This window comes from Colwellia sp. BRX8-5, from assembly GCF_014077325.1.
Classification (GTDB): Bacteria; Pseudomonadota; Gammaproteobacteria; order Enterobacterales; family Alteromonadaceae; genus Colwellia_A.
On record NZ_JACGVR010000002.1, the window covers coordinates 189,488 to 211,874 of the forward strand.

Annotated in this window: 18 protein-coding genes and 1 pseudogene; 10 read left to right on the forward strand and 9 right to left on the reverse strand. The window is 39.1% G+C overall.

Annotation, left to right across the window (positions count from 1 at the left end):
- Positions 1-7 precede the first annotated feature (7 nt).
- From H4J62_RS02380 to thiE, 4 genes are all read left to right on the forward strand, one after another.
- Positions 8-1,219, forward strand: coding sequence for an FAD-dependent oxidoreductase (locus H4J62_RS02380; protein WP_220470066.1), 1,212 nt, complete (start codon positions 8-10; stop codon positions 1,217-1,219).
- Entirely contained in the window at positions 1,209-1,442 is a 234-nt protein-coding gene (gene thiS / locus H4J62_RS02385; protein ID WP_182214512.1) for a sulfur carrier protein ThiS, read from the forward strand. Before H4J62_RS02380 ends, thiS begins: the two co-directional genes overlap by 11 nt.
- Before the next feature lie 2 nt (positions 1,443-1,444).
- Positions 1,445-2,248, forward strand: coding sequence for a thiazole synthase (locus H4J62_RS02390; protein WP_182214620.1), 804 nt, complete (start codon positions 1,445-1,447; stop codon positions 2,246-2,248).
- Positions 2,249-2,401: 153 nt separating this feature from the next.
- Positions 2,402-3,925, forward strand: a complete 1,524-nt coding sequence (gene thiE / locus H4J62_RS02395; protein WP_182214514.1) for a thiamine phosphate synthase — start codon at positions 2,402-2,404, stop codon at positions 3,923-3,925.
- A 16-nt stretch (positions 3,926-3,941) separates the two neighbouring features.
- On the opposite strand, the gene H4J62_RS02400 is transcribed toward thiE, so the two are convergent.
- From H4J62_RS02400 to H4J62_RS20725, 7 genes and pseudogenes are all read right to left on the reverse strand, one after another.
- Entirely contained in the window at positions 3,942-5,489 is a 1,548-nt protein-coding gene (locus H4J62_RS02400; RefSeq protein WP_182214516.1) for a DUF418 domain-containing protein, read from the reverse strand.
- A gap of 226 nt (positions 5,490-5,715) precedes the next feature.
- Positions 5,716-8,736 carry a PqiB family protein gene (locus tag H4J62_RS02405; RefSeq protein WP_182214517.1) on the reverse strand — a complete coding sequence of 1,007 codons (3,021 nt, stop codon included), beginning with the start codon at positions 8,734-8,736 and terminating at the stop codon, positions 5,716-5,718.
- Entirely contained in the window at positions 8,726-9,397 is a 672-nt protein-coding gene (locus H4J62_RS02410) for a paraquat-inducible protein A (RefSeq protein WP_182214519.1), read from the reverse strand. Before H4J62_RS02410 ends, H4J62_RS02405 begins: the two co-directional genes overlap by 11 nt.
- On the reverse strand, positions 9,387-10,013 hold the full coding sequence (locus tag H4J62_RS02415; RefSeq protein ID WP_182214521.1) for a paraquat-inducible protein A: 627 nt from the start codon (positions 10,011-10,013) through the stop codon (positions 9,387-9,389). Before H4J62_RS02415 ends, H4J62_RS02410 begins: the two co-directional genes overlap by 11 nt.
- Before the next feature lie 161 nt (positions 10,014-10,174).
- The gene (locus H4J62_RS02420; RefSeq protein ID WP_070375442.1) at positions 10,175-10,798 is read right to left on the reverse strand and encodes a cytochrome c; all 624 of its coding nucleotides are present in this window, start codon (positions 10,796-10,798) and stop codon (positions 10,175-10,177) included.
- Between the two features lie 197 nt (positions 10,799-10,995).
- Positions 10,996-11,607: a c-type cytochrome gene (locus H4J62_RS20720; RefSeq protein ID WP_197517696.1), complete on the reverse strand. Its 612-nt coding sequence runs from the start codon at positions 11,605-11,607 to the stop codon at positions 10,996-10,998.
- Positions 11,602-12,228 (reverse strand): annotated as a pseudogene (locus tag H4J62_RS20725) (c-type cytochrome); the annotation flags it as partial. The gene H4J62_RS20720 and the pseudogene H4J62_RS20725, both read right to left, overlap by 6 nt.
- Before the next feature lie 203 nt (positions 12,229-12,431).
- Between H4J62_RS20725 and yihA the strand changes: the two are divergent.
- Positions 12,432-13,073, forward strand: coding sequence for a ribosome biogenesis GTP-binding protein YihA/YsxC (gene yihA / locus H4J62_RS02430; protein ID WP_220465222.1), 642 nt, complete (start codon positions 12,432-12,434; stop codon positions 13,071-13,073).
- A 198-nt stretch (positions 13,074-13,271) separates the two neighbouring features.
- The gene (locus tag H4J62_RS02435) at positions 13,272-15,620 is read left to right on the forward strand and encodes a Tex family protein (protein WP_182214524.1); all 2,349 of its coding nucleotides are present in this window, start codon (positions 13,272-13,274) and stop codon (positions 15,618-15,620) included.
- 1,008 nt (positions 15,621-16,628) lie between these two features.
- Here the strand turns inward: H4J62_RS02435 and H4J62_RS02440 are convergent.
- Positions 16,629-17,675, reverse strand: a complete 1,047-nt coding sequence (locus H4J62_RS02440; protein WP_070375439.1) for a DcaP family trimeric outer membrane transporter — start codon at positions 17,673-17,675, stop codon at positions 16,629-16,631.
- Positions 17,676-17,981: 306 nt separating this feature from the next.
- Between H4J62_RS02440 and H4J62_RS02445 the strand changes: the two genes are divergently transcribed.
- The 4 genes from H4J62_RS02445 to H4J62_RS02460 all read left to right on the forward strand — a co-directional run bounded on the left by H4J62_RS02445 (position 17,982) and on the right by H4J62_RS02460 (position 21,531).
- On the forward strand, positions 17,982-20,270 hold the full coding sequence (locus tag H4J62_RS02445; protein WP_182214526.1) for a DPP IV N-terminal domain-containing protein: 2,289 nt from the start codon (positions 17,982-17,984) through the stop codon (positions 20,268-20,270).
- A 175-nt stretch (positions 20,271-20,445) separates the two neighbouring features.
- Positions 20,446-20,760, forward strand: coding sequence for a TraR/DksA C4-type zinc finger protein (locus H4J62_RS02450; protein WP_182214528.1), 315 nt, complete (start codon positions 20,446-20,448; stop codon positions 20,758-20,760).
- A gap of 10 nt (positions 20,761-20,770) precedes the next feature.
- Positions 20,771-21,022 carry a YdcH family protein gene (locus tag H4J62_RS02455; protein ID WP_070375436.1) on the forward strand — a complete coding sequence of 84 codons (252 nt, stop codon included), beginning with the start codon at positions 20,771-20,773 and terminating at the stop codon, positions 21,020-21,022.
- Between the two features lie 209 nt (positions 21,023-21,231).
- On the forward strand, positions 21,232-21,531 hold the full coding sequence (locus H4J62_RS02460) for a hypothetical protein (protein ID WP_070375435.1): 300 nt from the start codon (positions 21,232-21,234) through the stop codon (positions 21,529-21,531).
- Between the two features lie 143 nt (positions 21,532-21,674).
- On the opposite strand, the gene H4J62_RS02465 is transcribed toward H4J62_RS02460, so the two are convergent.
- The gene (locus H4J62_RS02465; protein ID WP_182214529.1) at positions 21,675-22,379 is read right to left on the reverse strand and encodes an exonuclease domain-containing protein; all 705 of its coding nucleotides are present in this window, start codon (positions 22,377-22,379) and stop codon (positions 21,675-21,677) included.
- Positions 22,380-22,387: the final 8 nt, after the last annotated feature.

A 22,387-nucleotide genomic window follows, 5' to 3' on the forward strand; every position in this document is an offset into this window, starting at 1 on the left:
TCAGCCGATGACTATTTCTCAACAGTTCCCTAAACCTACTCAAATCTGTGCCAACATCGTTGTTATTGGCGCAGGATTAGTGGGTCGTTTAATGGCATTGTCTCTGGTTAATCAAGGTCATCAAGTAACCTTGATTGATAAAGATAATAAACAGGGCCACCAAAGTGCCGCTTATGCTGCTGCCGGTTTATTAACGCCGCTAGGTGAAGCTATGCATAGCGATCGTAATATTGTTGAAATGGGCTTTGAGTCATTAGCGCTTTGGCCTGAGATTCTTGCTAAATTAGACAGTTACACTTATTTTCAACAAGCAGGCACCTTAATGGTTAGCCATGAACAAGACCAAGGCGATTATCAGCGTTTCATGGCTTATATCAAAAATCATTATCCGCAACATCAGATACAGCAACTGAATCGCCAACAAATACTTGCCCTTGAGCCTGAATTAGCTCATCGCTTTAATCATGGGTTGTTTTTACCTGAAGAAGGGCAAATAGGTAATCGTAAATTACTAAAAGCCCTGCAAAAGCAGCTAGAAAAAAGTAGCGTTACTTGGTTAGAAAGTTCACCTGTCGTTAACATTGAACAGCAAAAATCGAGCTGTTTAGTCACTTACCATGAGGATAACCCACTAGGCAACAAAGGCAGTAAGCAAACTAACACGTCAAAGCATATTATTGCTGCTGATTTAGCAATTGACTGTCGCGGTGCAGGCGCACGCAACAGTGCAGGCGAAAACACCGCAGCCCCCTTAAAAGATTTACGAGGAGTACGAGGTGAGATATTTCAGTTATTTTCCCCTGAAGTCAATATTACCCGGCCTATTCGTTTAATGCACCCTCGCTATCAATTATATATAGCCCCTAAAACTAACGGCTTTTATGTCGTGGGAGCAACTGAAATCGAAAGTGAAGACTGCGCGCCAATGACGGTACGTTCTTCAATGGAATTACTCAGCGCGGCTTATAGTGTCCATGCTGGATTTGCTGAAGCCAATATTCATCAACATATTAGCCAGTTAAGACCTGCTTTTAGTGATAACCAAGCTAAAATATCACTGCAAAATCGGCTTATCCAGGTCAATGGACTGTTTCGCCACGGCTACCTTATTGCGCCGGTTGTGTTAAAGCAGTTAGAGTTTACCGTTGCGCATTTTTTCGAGTGTCGCTCATTAACAGAATCTCCTTATCATAAGTGGTTAGCCATCAATGAATACTAAAGCAGCTATAACAACCTATTTTATCAATGGACAAGTAATCACCATTGCCAGTATAACCCCCAATATATCAATGGCATTACTGCATTATTTAACGCCAGAGCAGCAAAAACAAAGTTTTGCCGTAGCCCTTAATGGTGACTTTATTGGTAAAGCTGACTATCAAAAAACCACAATTAATCAAGAGGATAGTATAGATGTACTGTTTCCTATTCAGGGAGGTTAATGATGACATTTTCAACCGAACTAATGATATACGGACAAGCGGTTAATAGTCGTTTATTAATTGGTAGCGCACTTTATCCTTCGCCACAGATCATGAAAAAAGCGATATTAGCCAGTGGCTCAAAAATTGTCACCTTGTCGTTAAAACGCCAAAACCCTGCGCAACAGTCAGGCGCAAAAATTTGGCAGTATATTCAAGAGGTTGTTAAAGAGACTCAGGGATTTTTATTACCCAATACGGCGGGCTGTAAAACAGCTAAAGAAGCGGTAACCCTAGCAAAAATGAGCCGCGAAATTTTTCAAACGGATTGGATAAAATTGGAAGTTATCGGTGATGACTATAATTTACAACCAGACCCTATCGAGCTATTAAAGGCCAGTGAACAGTTGGTAAATGAGGGTTTTAAAGTGCTACCTTATTGCACCGACGATCTAGTGGTGTGTCAGCGTTTATATGACTTAGGTTGTCAGGTGATCATGCCTTGGGCATCGCCAATAGGCACAGGTAAGGGTCTAATGAACCCTTATAATTTAGCAACAATTCGTTCGCGGCTTCCAGATGCAACTCTCATTTTAGATGCGGGTATTGGTAAACCCTCAGATGCTTGTCTAGCTATGGAAATGGGTTACGACGCCGTATTATTAAATTCAGCAATTGCCTTGGCAGATAGTCCGGTACTGATGGCAAAAGCCTTCGCACAAGCCATTGTCGCTGGCGAGCAAGGATACATGGCGGGTGTAATGCAGCAACGACAAACCGCTCACCCATCAACCCCAACCCTAGATACACCTTTTTGGCATCAATAAGGCAGCTTTTTGGCGTCAATAAGGCAATAAGGCAATAAGGCAATAAGGGTTAAACTATGACAGAAAGTGTTAAAGAGAAACCGACTATCTGGACGATCAACGCCAACCCTAGATACACCTTTTTGGCATCAATAAGGCAACAAGGATAAAGCTATGACAGAAAGTGTTAAAGAAAAACCGATTGTATGGACGATTTCTGGCAGCGATTGCTCTGGTGGTGCGGGCATTGCCGCCGATATAAAAACAGGTCATGCCTTGGGTGTTGAAGTTTGTCATTTGATCACCGCGAATACCGTACAAAACGCTAACCGCCTTGTCTCGATAAATCCGGTCGCTAGCGAGACATTACAACAACAAGCTAAGGTATTAATTAGTGATAAACCACCCAGTGTCATTAAGATTGGCTTAATAGCCAATCTTGAACAAGTCACATGGTTAACCGAATTATTAGCGGGCTTTAAAGCTAACTACTCAAAAATAAGTGTCGTTTTTGACCCCGTTGGCCAAGCGAGCGTCGGTGGTCGTTTTTCGACACTACAGCGAGAAGATTTAACCCTATTGTTCAGCTATATTGATGTTATTACCCCCAACCTGATGGAAGCGCAACAATTATCAAACTTATTGATACTTAACCCCGTTGAGCTGGCAATAAAAATTGCCGAATTAGGCGTCGCCAGCGTCATTGTAAAAGGTGGGCACAGTGCCGTGTTAGACAATGATGGTTTACAAGTCAGTGATGACTATTGTTTACATCACGTTGAGCAATCATCGATAAGTTATCAACTCTCTTCACCACGAATAAATACTTCTTACAGTCATGGTGGTGGATGCTCCTTTGCTAGCGCATTAGCGGCTTTTTTAGCACGCGGCTATTTATTACGTGATGCCTTTACCTTAACCAAAGCATTTATTAATCAGGGTTTAGCTAAATCGGTAACTGCTAGCATGAAAAAAACCGATTATTATGGTGCATTTGAACAAACCCATTGGCCTAATAGTGCTGACTTTTTCCCCAGAATATCATCCAACCTAGTCAAGAAATATCAGCAGTTACCGCCTTTTCCATCGTTGGCACTATCAGATAATAAGCTTGGGCTTTACCCTGTGGTTGACTCACTTTATTGGTTAAAACGTTTATTGCCATTAGGCTTAAACATTATTCAACTGCGGTTGAAAAATAAGACGGACATCGAGCTTGAAAAACTAATCATTGCAGCCATAGCCATTAGTCAGCCGTATAAAACGCGCTTGTTTATTAATGATTATTGGCAATTAGCAATAAAGCATCGCGCTTACGGTGTGCATATCGGCCAAGAAGATTTACAAAACGCTAATTTAACTAAGATTCATCAGTCAGGTTTACACTTAGGTATTAGTACTCATGGTTGTTATGAATTTTTATTAGCACAACAATTACAACCCTCTTATTTAGCGATTGGCGCTATATTTCCCACTAAAACTAAAAATATGAGCGGACAAATTCAAGGGGTAGATAACTTACAACAGCTATTGAAATTAGCCAGCAATATTCCGGTTGTAGCCATTGGCGGTATTAATCATCAACGAGCAGAACGTGTTTGGCAGACGGGTGTTGACAGTATAGCGGTTGTTACCGCGATCACTGAAAGTGAAAATGCTGAAATCGCAGTTAAACAATTCCAGCATATTATGCAGTAATTTTTCCCAGTAAAACCTAAGAAGCTATACTTGTATCAAGTTTTTTTTCTAAGCGTAGTGGTTGCCATTTCAGGTACGTAATTGAGCGCCATAACCATTCTAACGGGCCAAATCTAAAGAATTTCAACCATAGTGTACAAAAAACAACTTGGGCAAAAATCACCGCGACGACAATAAGCATTTGTTGTCCGCGGGCTATTTGGCCAAACATACCACCAGCATAGCCATAAAATATTGTCGTTAAGATTATAGAATGACCGATGTAATTAGTAAGCGCCATTTTTCCTAACGGTGCCAACCATGAAAAACCTTTGATAAACCAAGCTTTGCTGGCTAATTTTACAAACAAGCCAATATAACCGGCACAGAGAACAAACTGCCCATAATAAAAAATAGTTTGTCCGCCCGCTCTCACTTCGATAGCACTTTTTGTCACTGGGTGTAGACTAATAAAAGTTCCAGCAATACTTAACAGTAGGCCAATGCTCAATCCGCCCCAGCACATAACACTGAAGAAACTTTGGTGTTGTTGTGGGTTTTTCATTCTGCCACTAGCGACTAACCAATAGCCCACCATGAAAAGAGGTAAACAAACAAAGAAGGCAAAGGTTGGCGTGTTACCTAAAGCTTCAACGGCGCTTTTAGCTCGGTACTTAGTCGCTTCAATATAGCTAGTTTGCGTAAAAGCTGCTGTTTCTTTTGCTTCATCTTGCGCACGGCTTTGTTTTCGTTCAAAACGTTGTTGAGCTTTATAAATAATAAGCTCTTCGTCGGTCATGCTATCTTCATCGACTTCTACAGCTTCTTCTTTTTCTTCTAATGCTTCAACATCACTATCGATGACTGCCGCACTCGCTGCTATTAAGGTACTTTCGTCTTCAATCTCGGTATCTTTACTAACCCATATTTCTTTTGGATTATCTTTTTCTTGTTGCAGTAAAACATTAAGCTGCTGATTAATGCTGACTTCCTGTTGCCAATCGTTGGTTATTACGGTGTTGTCACGGGTAACACCAAAATAAAGAGCGGCAAACATTGAAACCAATAACGGCATCAATAATAGTGAGAAACCCACTTTTGCAAACGTAGCGGGGGTATTAAATCGCGCTAATTTTTTAATGCGTAAAAGTAAAACAAACCCCAGTAAAAGCAAACCTCCTACCGCATAGTCGTGAATAATATCTCCACCCCAAAGAAAAATTAAATGCGCCATACCAAAAACAAATAATGCCAACATACGTCGGGTAAACCATGCGCCAAATTTACGATCTGCCTCTTGCGCCCTAACGAGCATGATGGCAAAACCCATACCAAAAAGTATTGAAAACAACTTATAAAATTTGCCTTCTACAAACACTTTAACTAACCAACTTGATGCCCAATCGAAGCCAGTAAGACTATAATCAAAGCTCAGTAATGCGCTAACAGGGCGATTAAACCATTCGATATTCATCATAATAATGCCAATTAAGGCAAAACCACGAAGTAAGTCCATTACTTGAATACGATTAGAGTTTGTGAGCGGTGTTAGCTCTTTATTAGTGCCGGGGAATTCATTTTCCATAGGTTTTTCCACTGTATTATTATAATGAGTTAATATTGTTTGCATGCTTAATAGCATGAGTCATGCCAATTCGTTACCTATTGGTTTTTAACGAGTTGTATGAACTTTATTATTATAGTTATTAATAAATAGACAACAAATTGTAACTTTAGACCAAATTTACGGCTTTTCCTTAACGCTATCGCCAACAGTGTATTGAACAAAGTTAAGGGGGTATCTCTTGTTCTTATTGCGACAATTCAATTTTAGGTTGCCACTTATGCCAATCGTCATCAACATCTCGTGCTAACTTAAATAGTTGTCCTTGCTCTGCTGGCTGAAAAGTTTCATTAACGTCAACTTCAGGTGTCGCAAAAGCTATACCACCGGCAAGCAGTGTTTCTATAGATTCTGAGTCTATATTGATCCCTGAAAAAAGCCCCGCATCAATACGAATACCGCTGGTATTCCAAAACCGACTGCTTTGACTTACTAAAGGCGCATAACGCGGATAAATATTAATATAGATATTAACGGTGTCGGCAGTAGGTGATAAGTCGACACCAATTACCCGACCAACTTTAACTTGTCGATAGAGCACAGGATTGCCAGTTCTTACTGAACCTAAGTTTTTTGCACTTAATGAAAGATTTAACCCTGAAGGAAGCGTCGTTGTTACAGGCATAATGGCTTTGGCCTCAAAGCGATGACTTATTTCTCCCTTACCTGGCATTAATCCAATAAAGCCCCCCTCTAGAATAGCGCCAACATTTACTGAGCCCACAAGAGCAAGCTCTGGTTTAGCAAACCAAAATTTTGAGTCTGCAACCGCGAACTTTCGGCCACTGTCATTTAGAAAAGCATAAACGGTTGCGCCAAATCCTTGCTGATCAAATTTGATCCGAGAAACTAAGCCAACTTGTTGATCTTGATATTTTATTTTTAAATTATTTTTCAAGCCCTCTACATCACTAAAATGAATTTCTATGGCAACGCCCGCTAATTTTGCATACTCAACATTATCAAATAAGGTAAATTTCTCTCCCTCTTCAACGGTGTCTTGCTCAGGCTTTATTTCTGGGTTTATAAAACTGATCCCCCCCTTTAATATCGCATCAGCAGATTCTGTTTTAACAATAAAATTCCCTAGACCACCGCTTATAGTTACACCACTGGCGTTGTAGAAACGGGTAAAATTAGAAATTAAATGTCGGTATTCTTCATCAACGGTAATATTTATTTCAACGTTATTACCTGTAGTATCGAGAGAAACATTATCCACTTGTCCTACAGCTATGCCTCTAAAGCTAATCGGACTGCCTGGATTAACGACATTCCCTTGCTCTGATTTTAGCGAAAGTTGTAGTCCTTGTGATGATAAGTGTTTTGCCGGTGGTAAGTCAGTGACAATAAAATCATGGGCTTTTTCACCTTCTCCAACGTTAACGCTGATATACGCCCCGCCAAATAAAGCATCGGTATTTGTCATTCCTGACAAGGATAAGTCGGCATTAACGAGCCAAAACTGACTGTTTTCTCGGAGAATATATTCGTAATCAGTTAAGACCCCAACCTGAAGGGTAACTTGGTCTTGCTGGCGAATGACTTTATGAACAGAACCAATTTCTTCACCTCTTAGCATGATACGGGTTTTGTTACTTAAACCATGGGCACTATTCGTATAAAGATTAAATGTTGAACGTTGTTTAGCCACGTTTTTATCAATAAACAGCTGAAAGCTATCACCATTCTTAGGTGCTGATTTTTCATTATTATCACCTAAGTCAAAAGCAATACCGCCCGCTAACATCGACTGAATAGATTGTGCTTGTATATCAAAATTTTGTAAGCCACCTGAAATATGCAAACCACTGGCGTTCCAAAAGTGACTATCACTAGAAACAAAGCTTTTGTATTTAGGTTCAATGAAAATGTGTACTAAAAATTCATTAGGGCCAATATTTTCAATTGCCTGAATAGTACCTACTTTCTGCTGTTTATAATAAATATTAGAGCTTGTGGTTAAAGAGCCAACATCTTGTGCTTTTAACACTAAATGTAACCCAGGCTCACTATATTGGTAGGCAGGCTCTTGATTATATACGTTAAATTTATTTAACGGTTTACCATCAACTGATGGACGAATACCAATGTGAGCGCCTAGCATTAATGTATGTAAATTTGTAACGCCGCCTAAGTCCAGATTTGGCGCTATAACAAAAAACTGCGAACCACTGGTTAAATAGGGAATGATACGAGGATTGATAATAGCACTGGCTTCGATGATCCTTTCTTCGGGATCAATACGAGTAAAATCGGTAATTTTTCCTAATGTTAACCCTTGATACATAATCGCTGCATCGCGATCTATACCTGAATTCCAGTTTAACATTAACTGAATTTCATGGCCCATATTGGCGGTTTCATAATCAGAATATAAGGTGAAATTTTGGCCGTTGATCGCTGGTCCCATAACTGCTTCATAATCAGAGTTTCCAAAAGCCACACCTCCAGCAACAACAGAAGCCAGTGAATCGGTATGAACAGTAACACCACTAGTTAATGAGCCTGATACTGTTACGCCACTGGTATTCCAGAAACGCGAGTTTTCTTTTACTAAGTTAGCGTACTCAGGTTCAATAAAAAGGTTAATATTGATCAGATCAGAAGTTGCCTCATAGTTAAATCCAGCGACATAACCGACGGTAATTTGTTTAAATAAAACCGGCGATTTCTTGCCTAATGAACCCAAAGTTTTTGTTGTTAATGATACATGTAAACCTGGCGTTGCTTGATCTAATACCGGTTCTTCACTTAAGGCAATAAAGTGACTCTGTGCTTTACCTTCTTCTTCTATATCAGGCATCACATTTATGTAACTCCCTGATAACAAAGTGTCTAATCCGGTAATACCTTGAAATGAAACGTCGGCAGTCACGTACCAAAAACGTGTTTTATCGGTCAACATTTTTTTCGAGCTTGAAATCATTTCAATTTCGACAATAACACTCTGTAAGTCTTCAGATACTTCAACGTGACGAACAATACCTGTGGTAAGTCCTTTATAGCGAACTTGGGTTTTACCAACCACAATACCACTTGCACTTTCAAACTGAACGGTGATAAACGTGCCTCGGTCAGAAACAGCTTTTATAATTAGCCAAGCACCAAACAACAACGCAATAATAGGCACTAACCAGACTGCAGAAATACCTTCTCGACTTTTAATAATAGCTTTTGATTCGGCAAGAATAGTTTTATTTGTCATGATGAGGGACATCCGTTTTGTTATATGTTTTTTCAGAAAGTGACTGATGATTATGCTTCTGATAGTTATCCCATAATAGTCGCGGATCAAAGCTTTCCGCGGCAAAAATGGTAAAAATTACCATTAAAGTAAAGTAGGTAATACCAACTGCTGGTTCAATACTAGATAAAAAGCCTAAATTAACGACCGCAGCCATGACCGTCACCACGAATACATCGAGCATTGACCATGGTCCTAAAAATTCGACAATATGATATAACTTTCCTTGTTGTTTTAACGACAATTGTGTTTTTCTTTTGGTGTTGTACATCAAGGTAAATAGCCCAATAATTTTCCCTAAGGGTATAACAAAGCTAGCAATAAAAATGATGATCGCTACCGGCAACATCCCCATTTGAATAAAAATGGCGATCCCCTCCAAAATGGTTGATGCTTCGGGGTTGCCGAAAGTGTAAAACACCATCATAGGATAAATATTAGCCGGAATAAACATCACTAACGCGGCAATGGTCCAAGCTAACGTGTATTCAATACTTTTAGGTTTTCGAGCAGAAAATAGCGTTAAACAGCGTGAACAGACTTGTCGCTCGCTATGCATAACATTGAGCTTATGACACTTTGGGCAACTGCCTAAACCTGCGGCAAGGGCTTTATTGCTCAAGAGATTTCTCCAGCTCATGCCATATATTGTGCTGATCTATTGTCACCGACACCAATGTTGAACATAACAACAGGAATATTAGACTAATTAACCCACCATCAATCGTCATATCAGCCAGTGAAGAAAGTTTATACATAGAAACAACAACACCAAGTAAAAAAACGTGGAGCATCGTCCAAGTATCTAAAACATGATAAGAGCGAAAAAACACTAACAACGAAGGTTTAATTTTTTGAAACTTTATGCACCATGAAATATATAAGGCCGTGATCAGCCTCACTACAGGGATAGCAATGGTAAACATAAAAACAGCAAAGGCGAGTACGTAATTGCGACTATCAATTAAAAGCGTAATACAGTCAACCAGAGAGGCATCGTTGTAAAGACCTGCGGCGCCGATGCCAATAATAGGTAATAATGCTGCGGGTAAAAAAAACAATAACCCCGCAATGGCGACAGCAAGGGTTCGATTAATCGCATCCCTCTTCTTTGAAAACAACATCGCGCCACAACAACCACATAAAGCATTTTGTCCTTCTAATAAATACGGCATAGGTAATAACGAATCGCATTGATGACAAGCAATCATATTATTAACAACTGAATGATTTTTCACTAAAGACCCAGTTCCATCAAGATAATTACCCTTACCTTTAAAATCAACAAATTACCAACTAATAATATCTATTTTAGTGTACGACATTAACCTATCTTAGCCAATAAAAAAGCAGCTTATTAAGCTGCTTTATGTTCAGAACTACATGTAGCTATAAGCGACTATTTTATCGTCGACATGTATTGCACTAAGGCGGCAATATCTGCATCTTCTAGCTTCATAGCAATATTTCGCATCATGCCATTTTTGTCATTGTTGCGAGCTCCCGAACGAAAACTTTCCAACTGAGCAGTTAAGTACATTGCATTTTGTCCGCCCAGAGCTGGGAAACCAGCTTGTGACATGCCTTTTGCATCAGCGCCATGGCAAGCAATACAAGCGGTAATTCCACGCTCTATATCACCACCAAAATATAGCTTTTTACCAACATCACTGGTTGCTCCACCCGCATATTTTGCAGGTTGTGCACTATAATAAGCGCCTAAATCAAGCATATCTTGTTCGCTCAATGCCATGGCCATACCACCCATAATTGCATTAACACGACCTTCTTTTCCGCCCGAAGTTAGCCCCGTTTTAAAGTCAGCTAATTGTTTCGCGATATAGCTACTACCTTGTCCAGCCAGACTAGGATACATAGGTACTAAGCTATTACCATCAACACCATGACATGCTCCACACATTGCAGATTTTGTTTTACCGGCATCAACATTACCTTGGGCAGCATAGCTGATATTTAGTGCACTTGTTCCTAATAAAACCAAGCTTAGTAGTATTCTTTTCATCAATGAGCTCTCTATATATGTAGATAATTAAATGTGGCTAGCAATGATTGGTAAGGTTATTACCTTAGGCACTGCAGTCTTCAATATCAAACAGTTTACACAAGTTATACCCATCGGACTAATTTATTGATCACTTAGCAGGCATAAAAAAGCAGCTTATTAAGCTGCTTTTTTAAAAATATTCTTTTAACCGTGCTTTATTTCATTGAAGACATGTATTGCGCTAATGCATCAATGTCATTTTTCTTCAAACGTTTAGCTATATTTCCCATCATGCCATTACGATCATTATTGCGTTCACCGGTTTTAAAACTCATTAACTGTGCAGTTAAGTATTCAACACTTTGATTAGCAACAACAGGGAAACCAGCTTTTGCAACACCTTTACCCGTTGCGCCATGACAAGCGATACAAGCGGTAATACCACGAGCTGGGTCTCCACCAAAGTATAATTTGCGCCCTAGTTCAGAGCCCTTGCCATTACCTGGCGTCGGTTTTTGACTAGCAAAATATGCGCCTAATTCAGCCATGTCTTGTTCAGACAAGGCTGCAGCCATACCTGCCATTACCGCATTTTCACGCACACCAGATTTAAACTCTTTTAGTTGTTTAGCTGTATATTCCGCATGTTGTCCTGCTAATTTTGGATACATAGGCACTAAACTATTACCGTCCGCACCGTGACAAGCACTACACATTGCTGACTTTGCTTTTCCGGCAATCGCTTCTTCGGTAATAATCGCAACCTTAGTAACACGCTTAGGTTTTACATGAGCAACGGCCTTGGTATCAGCAAAATAGGCGCCCATATCGGCAATATCTTCATCGGTCATCGCACCAGCAAATTGATTCATTGCATAGTTAATGCGCGTTTTATCTTTAAAAGCATATAATTGCTTTTCGATATACTGGGCATGTTGGTTGGCTAAATTAGGGTTGATTAGTACCTGACTATTGCCCTCTTTACCATGGCAGCCGATACAGCTAGCAATATTACGTGAAGCATCACCTAATTCGTAAAGGCTCTTACCTGCACTAGCATTGCCAACATAAGCAACAGTTTCTACTACAGCAGCCGGAGCTGAATGCATGCTAGCAAGTTCAACTGAAACGGTTGCGCCACTTCTATCTAAACTTGAGAAATAAGCACCGATATCAGCCATATCTTGATCGGATAAGCCAGCAGCCATTGGTCCCATCATAGCGTTGACACGTGTACCACTTTTAAAGGCTTGTAGTTGTTTAACAATATAGGCAGCATGCTGACCCGCTAAGTTAGGAAACGCATCACTTGCGCCAATCCCATTAGCACCATGACAAGCACTACACATAGCTGCTTTACTTTTACCTGCATCAACACTTCCGGTTGCTGCGAACGCGACATTAATACTCGTTACGGCAAGAATTAACGAAAAAATAATTTTATTCATTGAATGGCTCTCTGCTCTATTACTATTGATTAAGTATTCACTAAAAAATAAACGGATGAATATAAAAAACTAGTCATATTTTACACTAATATCATCACGGTGTAATAAGCATAGTAAAAATTAAGCTTAAAAAATGACACTTTTTACTGTTTCACGAGAAAAAAAAGATATAATGCTTTTTTTATTTGTTATTGGACACCATTTTGTCATCACCTGTTATTCATTTAAGTAAAGCCACTTTCACTTTAAGTGCGCCGGATATTCGTCGCTTGCCTGAAGACAACGGTATAGAAGTGGCCTTTGCGGGACGTTCAAATGCGGGTAAATCAAGCGCACTAAATACCTTAACTAACCAACGTGGTTTAGCTCGTGTCAGTAAAACACCGGGTCGAACGCAGCTTATTAACATTTTTGAAGTCGCACCTAACAGACGTTTGGTTGACTTACCCGGTTACGGCTTTGCCAAAGTGCCGATTGAAATGAAGAAAAAATGGCAAAAAGCACTTGGCGAATATTTAGAAAAACGTGATTGTTTAAAAGGCCTAGTTATTTTAATGGATATTCGTCATCCGTTAAAAGATCTTGATATGGACTTGATCCAATGGGCCGCGGACAGTGATTTACCGATATTGGCGTTATTAACAAAATGCGACAAGCTTTCACAAGGTAAAAGAAGTGCTGAAGTGCTTCAGGTTAAAAAAGCCTTAGCATCGTTAAATGCAGATATTACCGTACAAGCTTTTTCATCATTAAAATATACGGGGTTAGAAACAGCAAATGACCTAATTTGTAAGTGGTTGTCTGCCGATTTACCAACAGACCTTCCCGAAAGTGAAGAGTTTTAGCATCGCCATTTAATGCCAAGTGACCTTACTAAGGTCTAACTTGGCTAATGTTTTTCATACGAAAAACGCGATAAACAAAACATTCGTTTTTCAATCATTAATCTTCATCCACAAACCTAACAAGCAAATTGATGCTGCTATCAAACCATGGCAACATAGTGCTTTAAAACTTATTCTTTCAAAAAGGCTCGTCAATTAATGGCTACCATTGCTGAACTCATCGCAACAGAACTTAACGTTAAAACCGCTCAGATAACTTCAGCAATTAACTTGCTTGATGACGGTGCAACCGTACCTTTTATTGCGCGTTACCGTAAAGAGGTTACTCAAGGGTTAGACGATAATCATCTGCGCCACATTGATCAACGTTTAAGTTATTTACGTGAGCTTGAAGATCGTCGAAAAGTCATTATTACCAGCATCACCCAACAAGATAAATTAACGCCAGCATTAGAAAAAGAATTACAAGCAGCAGACAACAAAACCCGTTTAGAAGATTTATATTTACCGTTTAAACCTAAGCGTCGCACTAAAGGCCAAATAGCCATAGAGTCGGGTTTAGAACCACTTGCCAATAACCTTTATAATAACTGGGCGTTAACGCCAGAAGTTGAAGCAAAAGCTTTTATCAATAATGATGCCGGTTTTAGCGATGAAAAATCAGTCCTTGAGGGCGCTATTTATATCCTTATTGAACGTTTTGCTCAAGACGCCAATTTATTACAAAAGCTGCGTAAGCATTTATTAAAGCAAGCACATTTAACCAGTATTGTCGCTAAAGGCAAACAGCAAGAAGGCGCTAAATATCGCGACTATTTCGAGCACTCAGAATTATTAAAAAATGTTCCCTCACATCGTGCTTTAGCGATGTTGCGTGGTCGCAATGAAAAAATATTACAACTCAGTATTAACGTAGACCCAAACCAAGAAGATAGTCAGTACTCAAGTGCCGAACAAATTATTTGTGAGCACTACAATCTGCGTTTAACCGGACAAGCTGGTGCAGAATTTATCACTAAAGTGGTACGCTGGGCATGGAAAATAAAATTAAGCCTAAGCTTAGAAACTGAACTATTGGGTAATTTACGTGAACAAGCAGAAAATGGGGCGATAAAAGTTTTTGCCACCAATTTAAGTGATTTATTAATGGCTGCGCCCGCTGGTGCAAAAACGACACTAGGCTTAGATCCAGGTATGCGAACGGGTTGTAAATTAGCGATTGTTGATGCTACCGGTAAATTATTACAAACCGCGACAATTTTCCCACACGCACCACAGAATCATTGGGAAAAATCAGTACGAACCTTAGTCAATTTATGCCAACAACACAAAGTTGAATTACTCGCGATAGGTAATGGTACTGGCTCACGTGAAAGTGACAAACTCGCGGCAGAGGTTATTCAGGCATTAGAAGCAAATAAACCACAAAAAGTGATGGTCAGTGAGGCCGGTGCTTCTGTTTATTCTGCTTCAGAATTTGCCGCAAAAGAATTTCCAGATTTAGACGTCTCCATTCGCGGCGCGGTTTCTATTGCACGGCGTTTACAAGACCCATTAGCTGAACTAGTGAAAATTGACCCTAAAGCGATTGGCGTTGGTCAATATCAACATGACGTAAGTCAGAGCCAGCTAAGTAAAACCCTCGACAATGTTATAGAAGATTGTGTAAATAATGTCGGTGTTGATTTAAATAGTGCTTCGGCTGCGTTATTAACACGAGTTTCAGGATTAAATAAAACGATGGCTGATAACGTCGTTGCTTATCGCGACGAACATGGTCGTTTTGATGACAGAAAAGAACTCAAGAAAGTAGCGCGTTTGGGTCCTAAAGCCTTTGAACAGGCAGCGGGATTTTTACGTATTTCAGGTGGTAAAAATCCACTAGACAATTCAGGTGTTCATCCAGAAAGCTACCCAGTTATTGAAAAGATCATTGCCCATCTTAATAGCAACATTAGTGATTTAATCGGTAATAGTGAACAATTAAGTAAAATTAATATCACAGATCTCAACGATATTAATATTGGCGAATTAACGCTTAAAGATATTATTAGTGAGCTAGAAAAGCCCGGCCGAGATCCTCGACCTGTTTTTAAAGCCGCACAGTTTAAAGAAGGTGTAAATACCATTAATGACTTAACTGTCGGCATGGTACTTGAAGGTGTTATTTCAAACGTTGCCAATTTTGGTGCCTTTGTCGATTTAGGTGTTCATCAAGATGGCTTAGTACATATTTCATCACTTACTGACAAATTTGTTAGCGACCCACGTGAAATTGTGAAAGCAGGTGATATTGTTAAAGTAAAAGTAATGGAAGTTGATGCGGCTAGAAAACGCATTAGCTTATCTATGCGTTTAGATGAAACAGTGACCACCAAGCCAGAACAAAACCAACAGACGAATAAGCCTCAGCCTCGTTCACAAAATACCACACCCAAAACGGCTAAGCCAAACCCGCAACGTAATACAAAGCCACCCGCTAAAAAGAGTGAAAATGCCGCTATGGGTAACGCTTTTGCTGATGCCTTTGCTAAGTTTAAAAAGTAGTAGAGGGGTGATGTTGGTACTGAAGTTATCAGTATCAACTACTAGATCCTGAAATAAATTCAGGATGACGGTTTTTTATTTTAAAGACTTGGTTATGTTCAATTTATGCTAAAGACCTCGTCATGCTGAATTTATGCTAAAGACTGCTTCATGTTGAGTTTATGCTAAAGACTTCGTCATGCTGAACTTGTTTCAGTATCTGTGCTTCTTGCCATATTCATAACACTAGATCCTGAAATAAATTCAGGATGACGGTCTTTTATTCTAAAGGCTTGGTTATGTTCAATTTATGCTAAAGACCTCGTCATGCTGAATTTATTCTAAAGACTGCTTCATGTTGAGTTTATGCTAAAGACTCCGTCATGCTGAACTTGTTTCAGTATCTGTGCTTCTTTCCATATTCATAACACTAGATCCTGAAATAAATTCAGGATGACGGTCTTTTATTCTAAATAATTGGTTGTGTTGAATTTATGCTAAAGACCTCGTCATACTGAATTTATTCTAAAGACTGCTTCATGTTGAGTTTATGCTAAATACCCCGTCATGCTGAACTTGCTTCAGTATCTGTGCTTCTTGCTATATTCATAACACTAGATCCTGAAATAAATTCAGGATGACGGTTTTTTATTTTAAAGACTTGGTTATGTTCAATTTATGCTAAAGACTTGGTTATGTTCAATTTATGCTAAAGACCTCGTCATACTGAATTTATTCTAAATACTGCTTCATGTTGAGTTTATGCTAAAGACTCCGTCATGCTGAACTTGTTTCAGTATCTGTGCTTCTTGCTATATTCATAACACTAGATCCTGAAATAAATTCAGGATGACGGTTTTTGGGACGGTTGTTTTTGTATTAGGATGACATATGCGTTCTTTGGCATCCATGCCACCTCGCTATACTGTACATAAAAAAGGGGAAGCAAAAGCTTCCCCAAAAAACCTCAGAATAGGAGGTCAACTAACGCAAAACGTGTGAATTCTTTGCTTTTATGTAACGGTATACTTATAAAACGTATTTTGCTGAAAATTGTAAGTAGTCAGAATCAACATTTTTATCTGCCATTTCAAAATTACCCACTTCAACACCAAAGGATAATTGCTGAGTAACATTTTTAAATAAATTTACACCCCAATGTGTACGGTCATAATCTGCAACTTCTGTAGTGGTGTTACCATAAAAGGCCGTGCTTCGTAAATCTTCGGTCCAGAAATGGCGGTATGCAACGCTGATTGAGGTTGTTTCTTCAACTTCTTCGCCAATTAAATCTTTTGATGCGGTTACGCCAATATAGCGACCTACTTCACCACCATGAAATTGAAAACGAAAGTCATCTTTGCCAAAAGTATTAATGCGACCTGAAATACCATAACCTAGTGCTGATTCTTCATTACCACCAACGGTTTGTAATCGTTTGGCTACCGCGGCAATAGCGACATTACCCCAATCGCCTTTAAAATTATAACGAGCAATAACATCAGGCATAGAATCATTGCCACTGACACCACCATATGATTCTGGATTTTCAACAGAGACCTGAAAGTTACCCATAGTGTAACGAACTTGTCCTTGACGAATAAAAGCTGCTGATAACAATGGACCACCAAAATCAGCGGCTTCTGCAAGTGCACTGGTGTTAACAAAAGTTGACCAAGTGTCACCAATTAATAGATCTTTATATTTAATAAATGCATGACGAATACGTGGGTTTGACGAATTTGAGATAATTTCATTACCCCCTCCTCTAACAGCGTCTCCATAGAAATCCATTTCAATAAAACCGGTTAAATCACCATGCTTATATTTAGTATTAATGCGTGATTCATTTACCGCAATACCAAAATTAGAAATACTATTGTCTAGTGCCGTGCCACTACCATACCAATAATCAGTTGCTGCAACAGTACCATCGATGTAACGTGCGTCGGCTTTGATGTAACCACCGAAAGTAATACTATCGTCGTTGTCTAATTTAATTTCGTAAGCCGCATTTGCTGTGCCAGCCAGTGCGAATAATCCTGTTGCTAATAGAAGCTTTTTCTTGTTAAACATTTTGCTATCCCCGTTTGTTGTGTATTAGCCTCAGAAAAACTGCAGATACGATCTTTTGGCTACTTTTTATCGTTTTATTTTTATTTTTATTTTATGGATATAACTTAAAACGTTAATCGCTATTTAGAAATTAGACATAAGTCTAAAGGGGATGTTTTTTGCCTGTTAATAACGATTCTTTCATCTTATAAAATTGTATATTTAACGATAATTACACTTGAAGCGGTTAGGAAATGTTAGGCTGATCATAGCTTTGCTTGTATTATCCTCGAGTGAATAACTAATAATGAAAAAAGGTAAATTTAGATGAGAAAATCTCTTATTCTTGCCAGTGGCGTTGCAATTATTTCTGCACTGACACCAACCCTGTTGTCGGCAAAACAACTAAGCGTTGACGACTATAAAAAAGCTGAACAACAATTATCAAGCTATACCAGTAAGTTAGTAACAGGTACTGTTGACTACCCGTTATGGTCAAGCAATGACACTTTGGTATACCGCAGCCATACTGAAGACGGCGATAAATTTTTTAAAGTTGATATTAATAGCCAGAAAAAATCTCTCGCATTCGATCATAAAAAATTAGCAGAATCACTTGCTCGCATTACTGATAGCGAAGTAAATCACGATAAGTTCCCTTTCACTCAAGTAGAGTTTATATCTGCAAACAACATCAAATTTTCAGTAAAGGCAAAGAGTTACCAATGTGATTTAACTCATTATTTATGCCAGCTTGATGAACTAAGCCAAAAAAGTGCGGAAAACTTATCACCTGATGGTAAACGTGCCGTCTTTATTCGCGATCATAATCTATGGTTACGTGATTTAATAACAGATAAAGAAAGCCAACTCACCACTGACGGTATTAAAGACTTTGGCTATGCAACCAATAATGCTGGCTGGGTTCGTCGTGATTCTCCCGTAGTGACTTGGGCGCCTGACTCAAAAAAATTAACCACCTTTAAGCATGATGGCCGCAACGTAGGTGACATGGGCATAGTGTCAACCGCAGTTGGCCATCCAACAATTGACGTTTGGAAGTATCCTTTACCGGGTGATGAACATATATTTGCTATTCATCGTGTCGTTATCGACGTTGAAAGTAAAAAGGTCACGCCACTTGATATGGCACCCGATGCTCACCGTTCAACAATCACTGACCATGTCGCTGGACGTAAAGGCGAACTATTAGACATAGATTGGGCTGACGATAGTAAAACATTTGCCTTTGTTTCTTCTACGCGCGATCACAAAACTGCCACGTTGAAAATTGCTGATGCTAAAACCGGTAAAGTTAAGCTTGTTATGTCAGAAACACAAAAAAGCTTTTTTGAATCAGGTGTCGATGGCATTAGTTGGCAGTATTTAGAAAAAAGTAATGAGGCTATTTGGTTTTCTCAGCGCAGTAACTGGGGACATTTATACCTAATAGATTTAGCAACGGGGAAAGTTAAACAACAAATTACCCAAGGTGACTGGACGGTTATCGAATTACTCCATGTTGATCAACAAACGGGTAAGCTTATTTTCACTGGCGCAGGCAAAGAAGGCAGTGACCCTTATTACCATTATCTTTACAGCGTTAACAAAGATGGCTCTGAGTTAACCTTATTAACACCTGAGAAAAAGCACCATCGCATTACGTTAAACAAAGCCGGCACACACTTTTTAGACCGCGCGGCAACACCAACAACCGCTGAAATAAGCCGAGTACGTGCCGTTAGTAATAACAAAGAATTGACCATAGAAACCATGGATATTAGCCAATTAAAAGCGTCTGGCTGGCAAGCACCGGTTGAATTTATTGTTAAAGACAGAAACGGTGAAAATGATATTTATGGTTTAATGTACAAGCCAACAAATTTTGACGCCAGCCAATCTTACCCTGTAGTTAATTATTTATATCCAGGTCCACAAGTAGGTAGTATTCGTGGCCGTCATTTTCGTAGCTCTCGTGGCGATAACCAAGCAATTGCTGAGTTAGGTTTTATTGTTATAGAAATTGATGCTTTGGGTACACCGGGTCGCTCAAAAGCTTTCCATGAATTTTATTATGGCAACATGGGCGACAGTGGTATTCCTGATCAAGTTTCTGCCATTGAACAGTTAGCTAAGCGTCATAATTGGATTGATGTAACACGCGTTGGTATTTGGGGTCATTCTGGCGGTGGTTTCGCATCAACTCGCGCGTTATTAACTTTTCCAAATTTCTACAAAGTAGCTGTATCACAGGCAGGTAATCATGATAACCGTAACTATGCTGATGAATGGGGCGAAAAATACCATGGTCTTGAAGTTATAGATGAAGAAGGCATTAGCAATTACGACAGCCAAGCAAACCAGTTATCGGTTGACAGTTTGCAAGGTAAATTATTGATCGCTCACGGTACAACCGATACCAATGTACCACCTTACAATACTTTGATTGTCGTTGAAGCTTTGATTAAGGCTAACAAAGATTTTGATATGTTGATGTTACCTAATCGCGGCCACGGTTTTGCGCGTGAACCTTACATGATGCGCAAACGTTGGGATTATTTTGTTGAACATTTAATGGGAGCAACGTCACCCAAAGAGTTTCAGTTTTCTAAATAAAACAGCTTTATAACCCAATAAAAAAGACGCTTACTGCGTCTTTTTTATTGGCATTACATTATTTTTATCAGCCCTAGCTTGCCAATTATTCGCTTACACTTGCGCTAGATCAAAACAATTAGCCAACGTTGCCATAAAATAAAGTCATAGCCCTTATCATTTAAAGGAAAATGACATGACTCATCAAGAAATATTAACCTCCTTAACAGAGAAAAAAGCTCAGCTAGAGCATCGCATAAGTGCTATTGAAGCTGATTTACATCAAGGTCGCTCACAGGACTTTGCTGAACAAGCGACCGAAACCGAAAATGATGAAGTGCTAGATGAAATTCATCACCAAGCAAAAGCTGAACTAAAGTATGTTATTGCCGCATTAAATCGTCTAAAAAATAAAAAATATGGCTTTTGTTCAAGCTGTAACACCCTAATAAACATCGAAAGATTACACGCTTTACCTTACACAACAACTTGTATTAATTGCGCAACATAAGGGATAAAAAATGATAATAGAAAAACATGATTTACACCACGAGTTTCCAGAATTTGCTGATGAAATACGCAGCCTAAAAATGAATGATGCTCATTTTGCTCGCTTATTCAAAAAATATCACGAGCTCGATCAAGAAGTACATCACATTGAACAAGGGGCTGAAAATACTTCGGATGAATATCTCGATCAACAAAAAAAGCAGCGTTTACATTTAAAAGATGAATTATTTACCATCATCAAAAAAGCGAAATTAACCACCTAAAATTTTATCGTCAAGTAAGAGCATGAAACTAAGGTTAGCTATAGGTTCAAGGCAAGATGATAACGTTAACACTACTGCAATCGTTTAATTACTAACGAATAACACTAGACAAAGTTTCAAATCTATTTATTGTAGAAGGGGCCATAGGTGTTTTGATTAATCGTGATAAACACCAATAGGCCCTTAATAACAATAAAATAGGTGGTTACATGGCTAGACTAAAACAAGCAAAAGTAGCATTACAAGAAGCGTACGATACCTTTAATCAAGCAGTTGAAAAACCACTCCCCGCATTAGCACTATCAAATACCGACTCTATTCAGAATTTACTTAACATCGTTATCCGCAGAGAATCACTTTCTGTCGCCAAAAAATGTAGCTTCCCTAACAAGCTCTCTGCTGATTTAAGAAAAAAATTAGCAGACGTTTTATTACTAATTGATAAAGTAGATATTGAAATAATCAAGGCCAATGCTAAGTCTACATCAACCTCCGTTGATAAAGCCTAAACGGTCACCATAAGCCATTTCAAATAAGAGCGGTAGTAAGTTGTCAGGGGTATTGTTCAAAAGTAATATTCAACTTGAAAATATTACGCTTGCCTTCAACAGATTTACTTGCCATTAGTTTTTATGGGTTCATTGAGCCGAAATTACAATAATAAATCGTGCAATTTAAGTGAGTTGTTATCAGACATTTCACTGACTTGTACCATCAACAGTTCTGCCGTAGCTATAGCGTCATTTAAAGCGTTATGGGCAAAATGATTTGGCAAGCCATGAGCGTGGCGCAAAGTTGACAATCTTAATTCTGAGGGGTCGTAAGCGACATCCTTTTTATCAAGTTGACGCTTTGCTATCATTAGGGTATCTATCATCGGAAAAGGTGGCGCTACGCCATAAAGTTCCAAACAAGCTTGTTGCAAGAATTGTCTTTCAATACGAGCAAAATGTACCAACATTACTTTTCCAGCCAAAGCTTTGAGTAAGGCTTCAACCACCTCTTTTAATGGCGCGCCTTGTTCTTTTTGCTGATCAGTTATTTGATGAATAATAACGTTATCTGCGCTAAGATCATCCTTCGTTTTGATGATTTGATGGTAGCTGTCTTTTAATGATATTTGCTGCTGTTTTATGCCAATAAAGCCAACACTTAGTAACTTATCGTTAATGGCATGAAGGCCAGTGGTTTCAAAATCAACCGACAAAATTTCAATATCATTTAATGGCGTATCAGGTTCAGGAAAACTAACAGCAAGAAAGTCTTTTAAGGCTCCTTCTGGCGCTCGCGCCCAAGCACGTTTTCGTTGAGCTTCATAACCGAGTAACCAATAAAACAAGGGTTGATTGCTGAGCATATTTAACC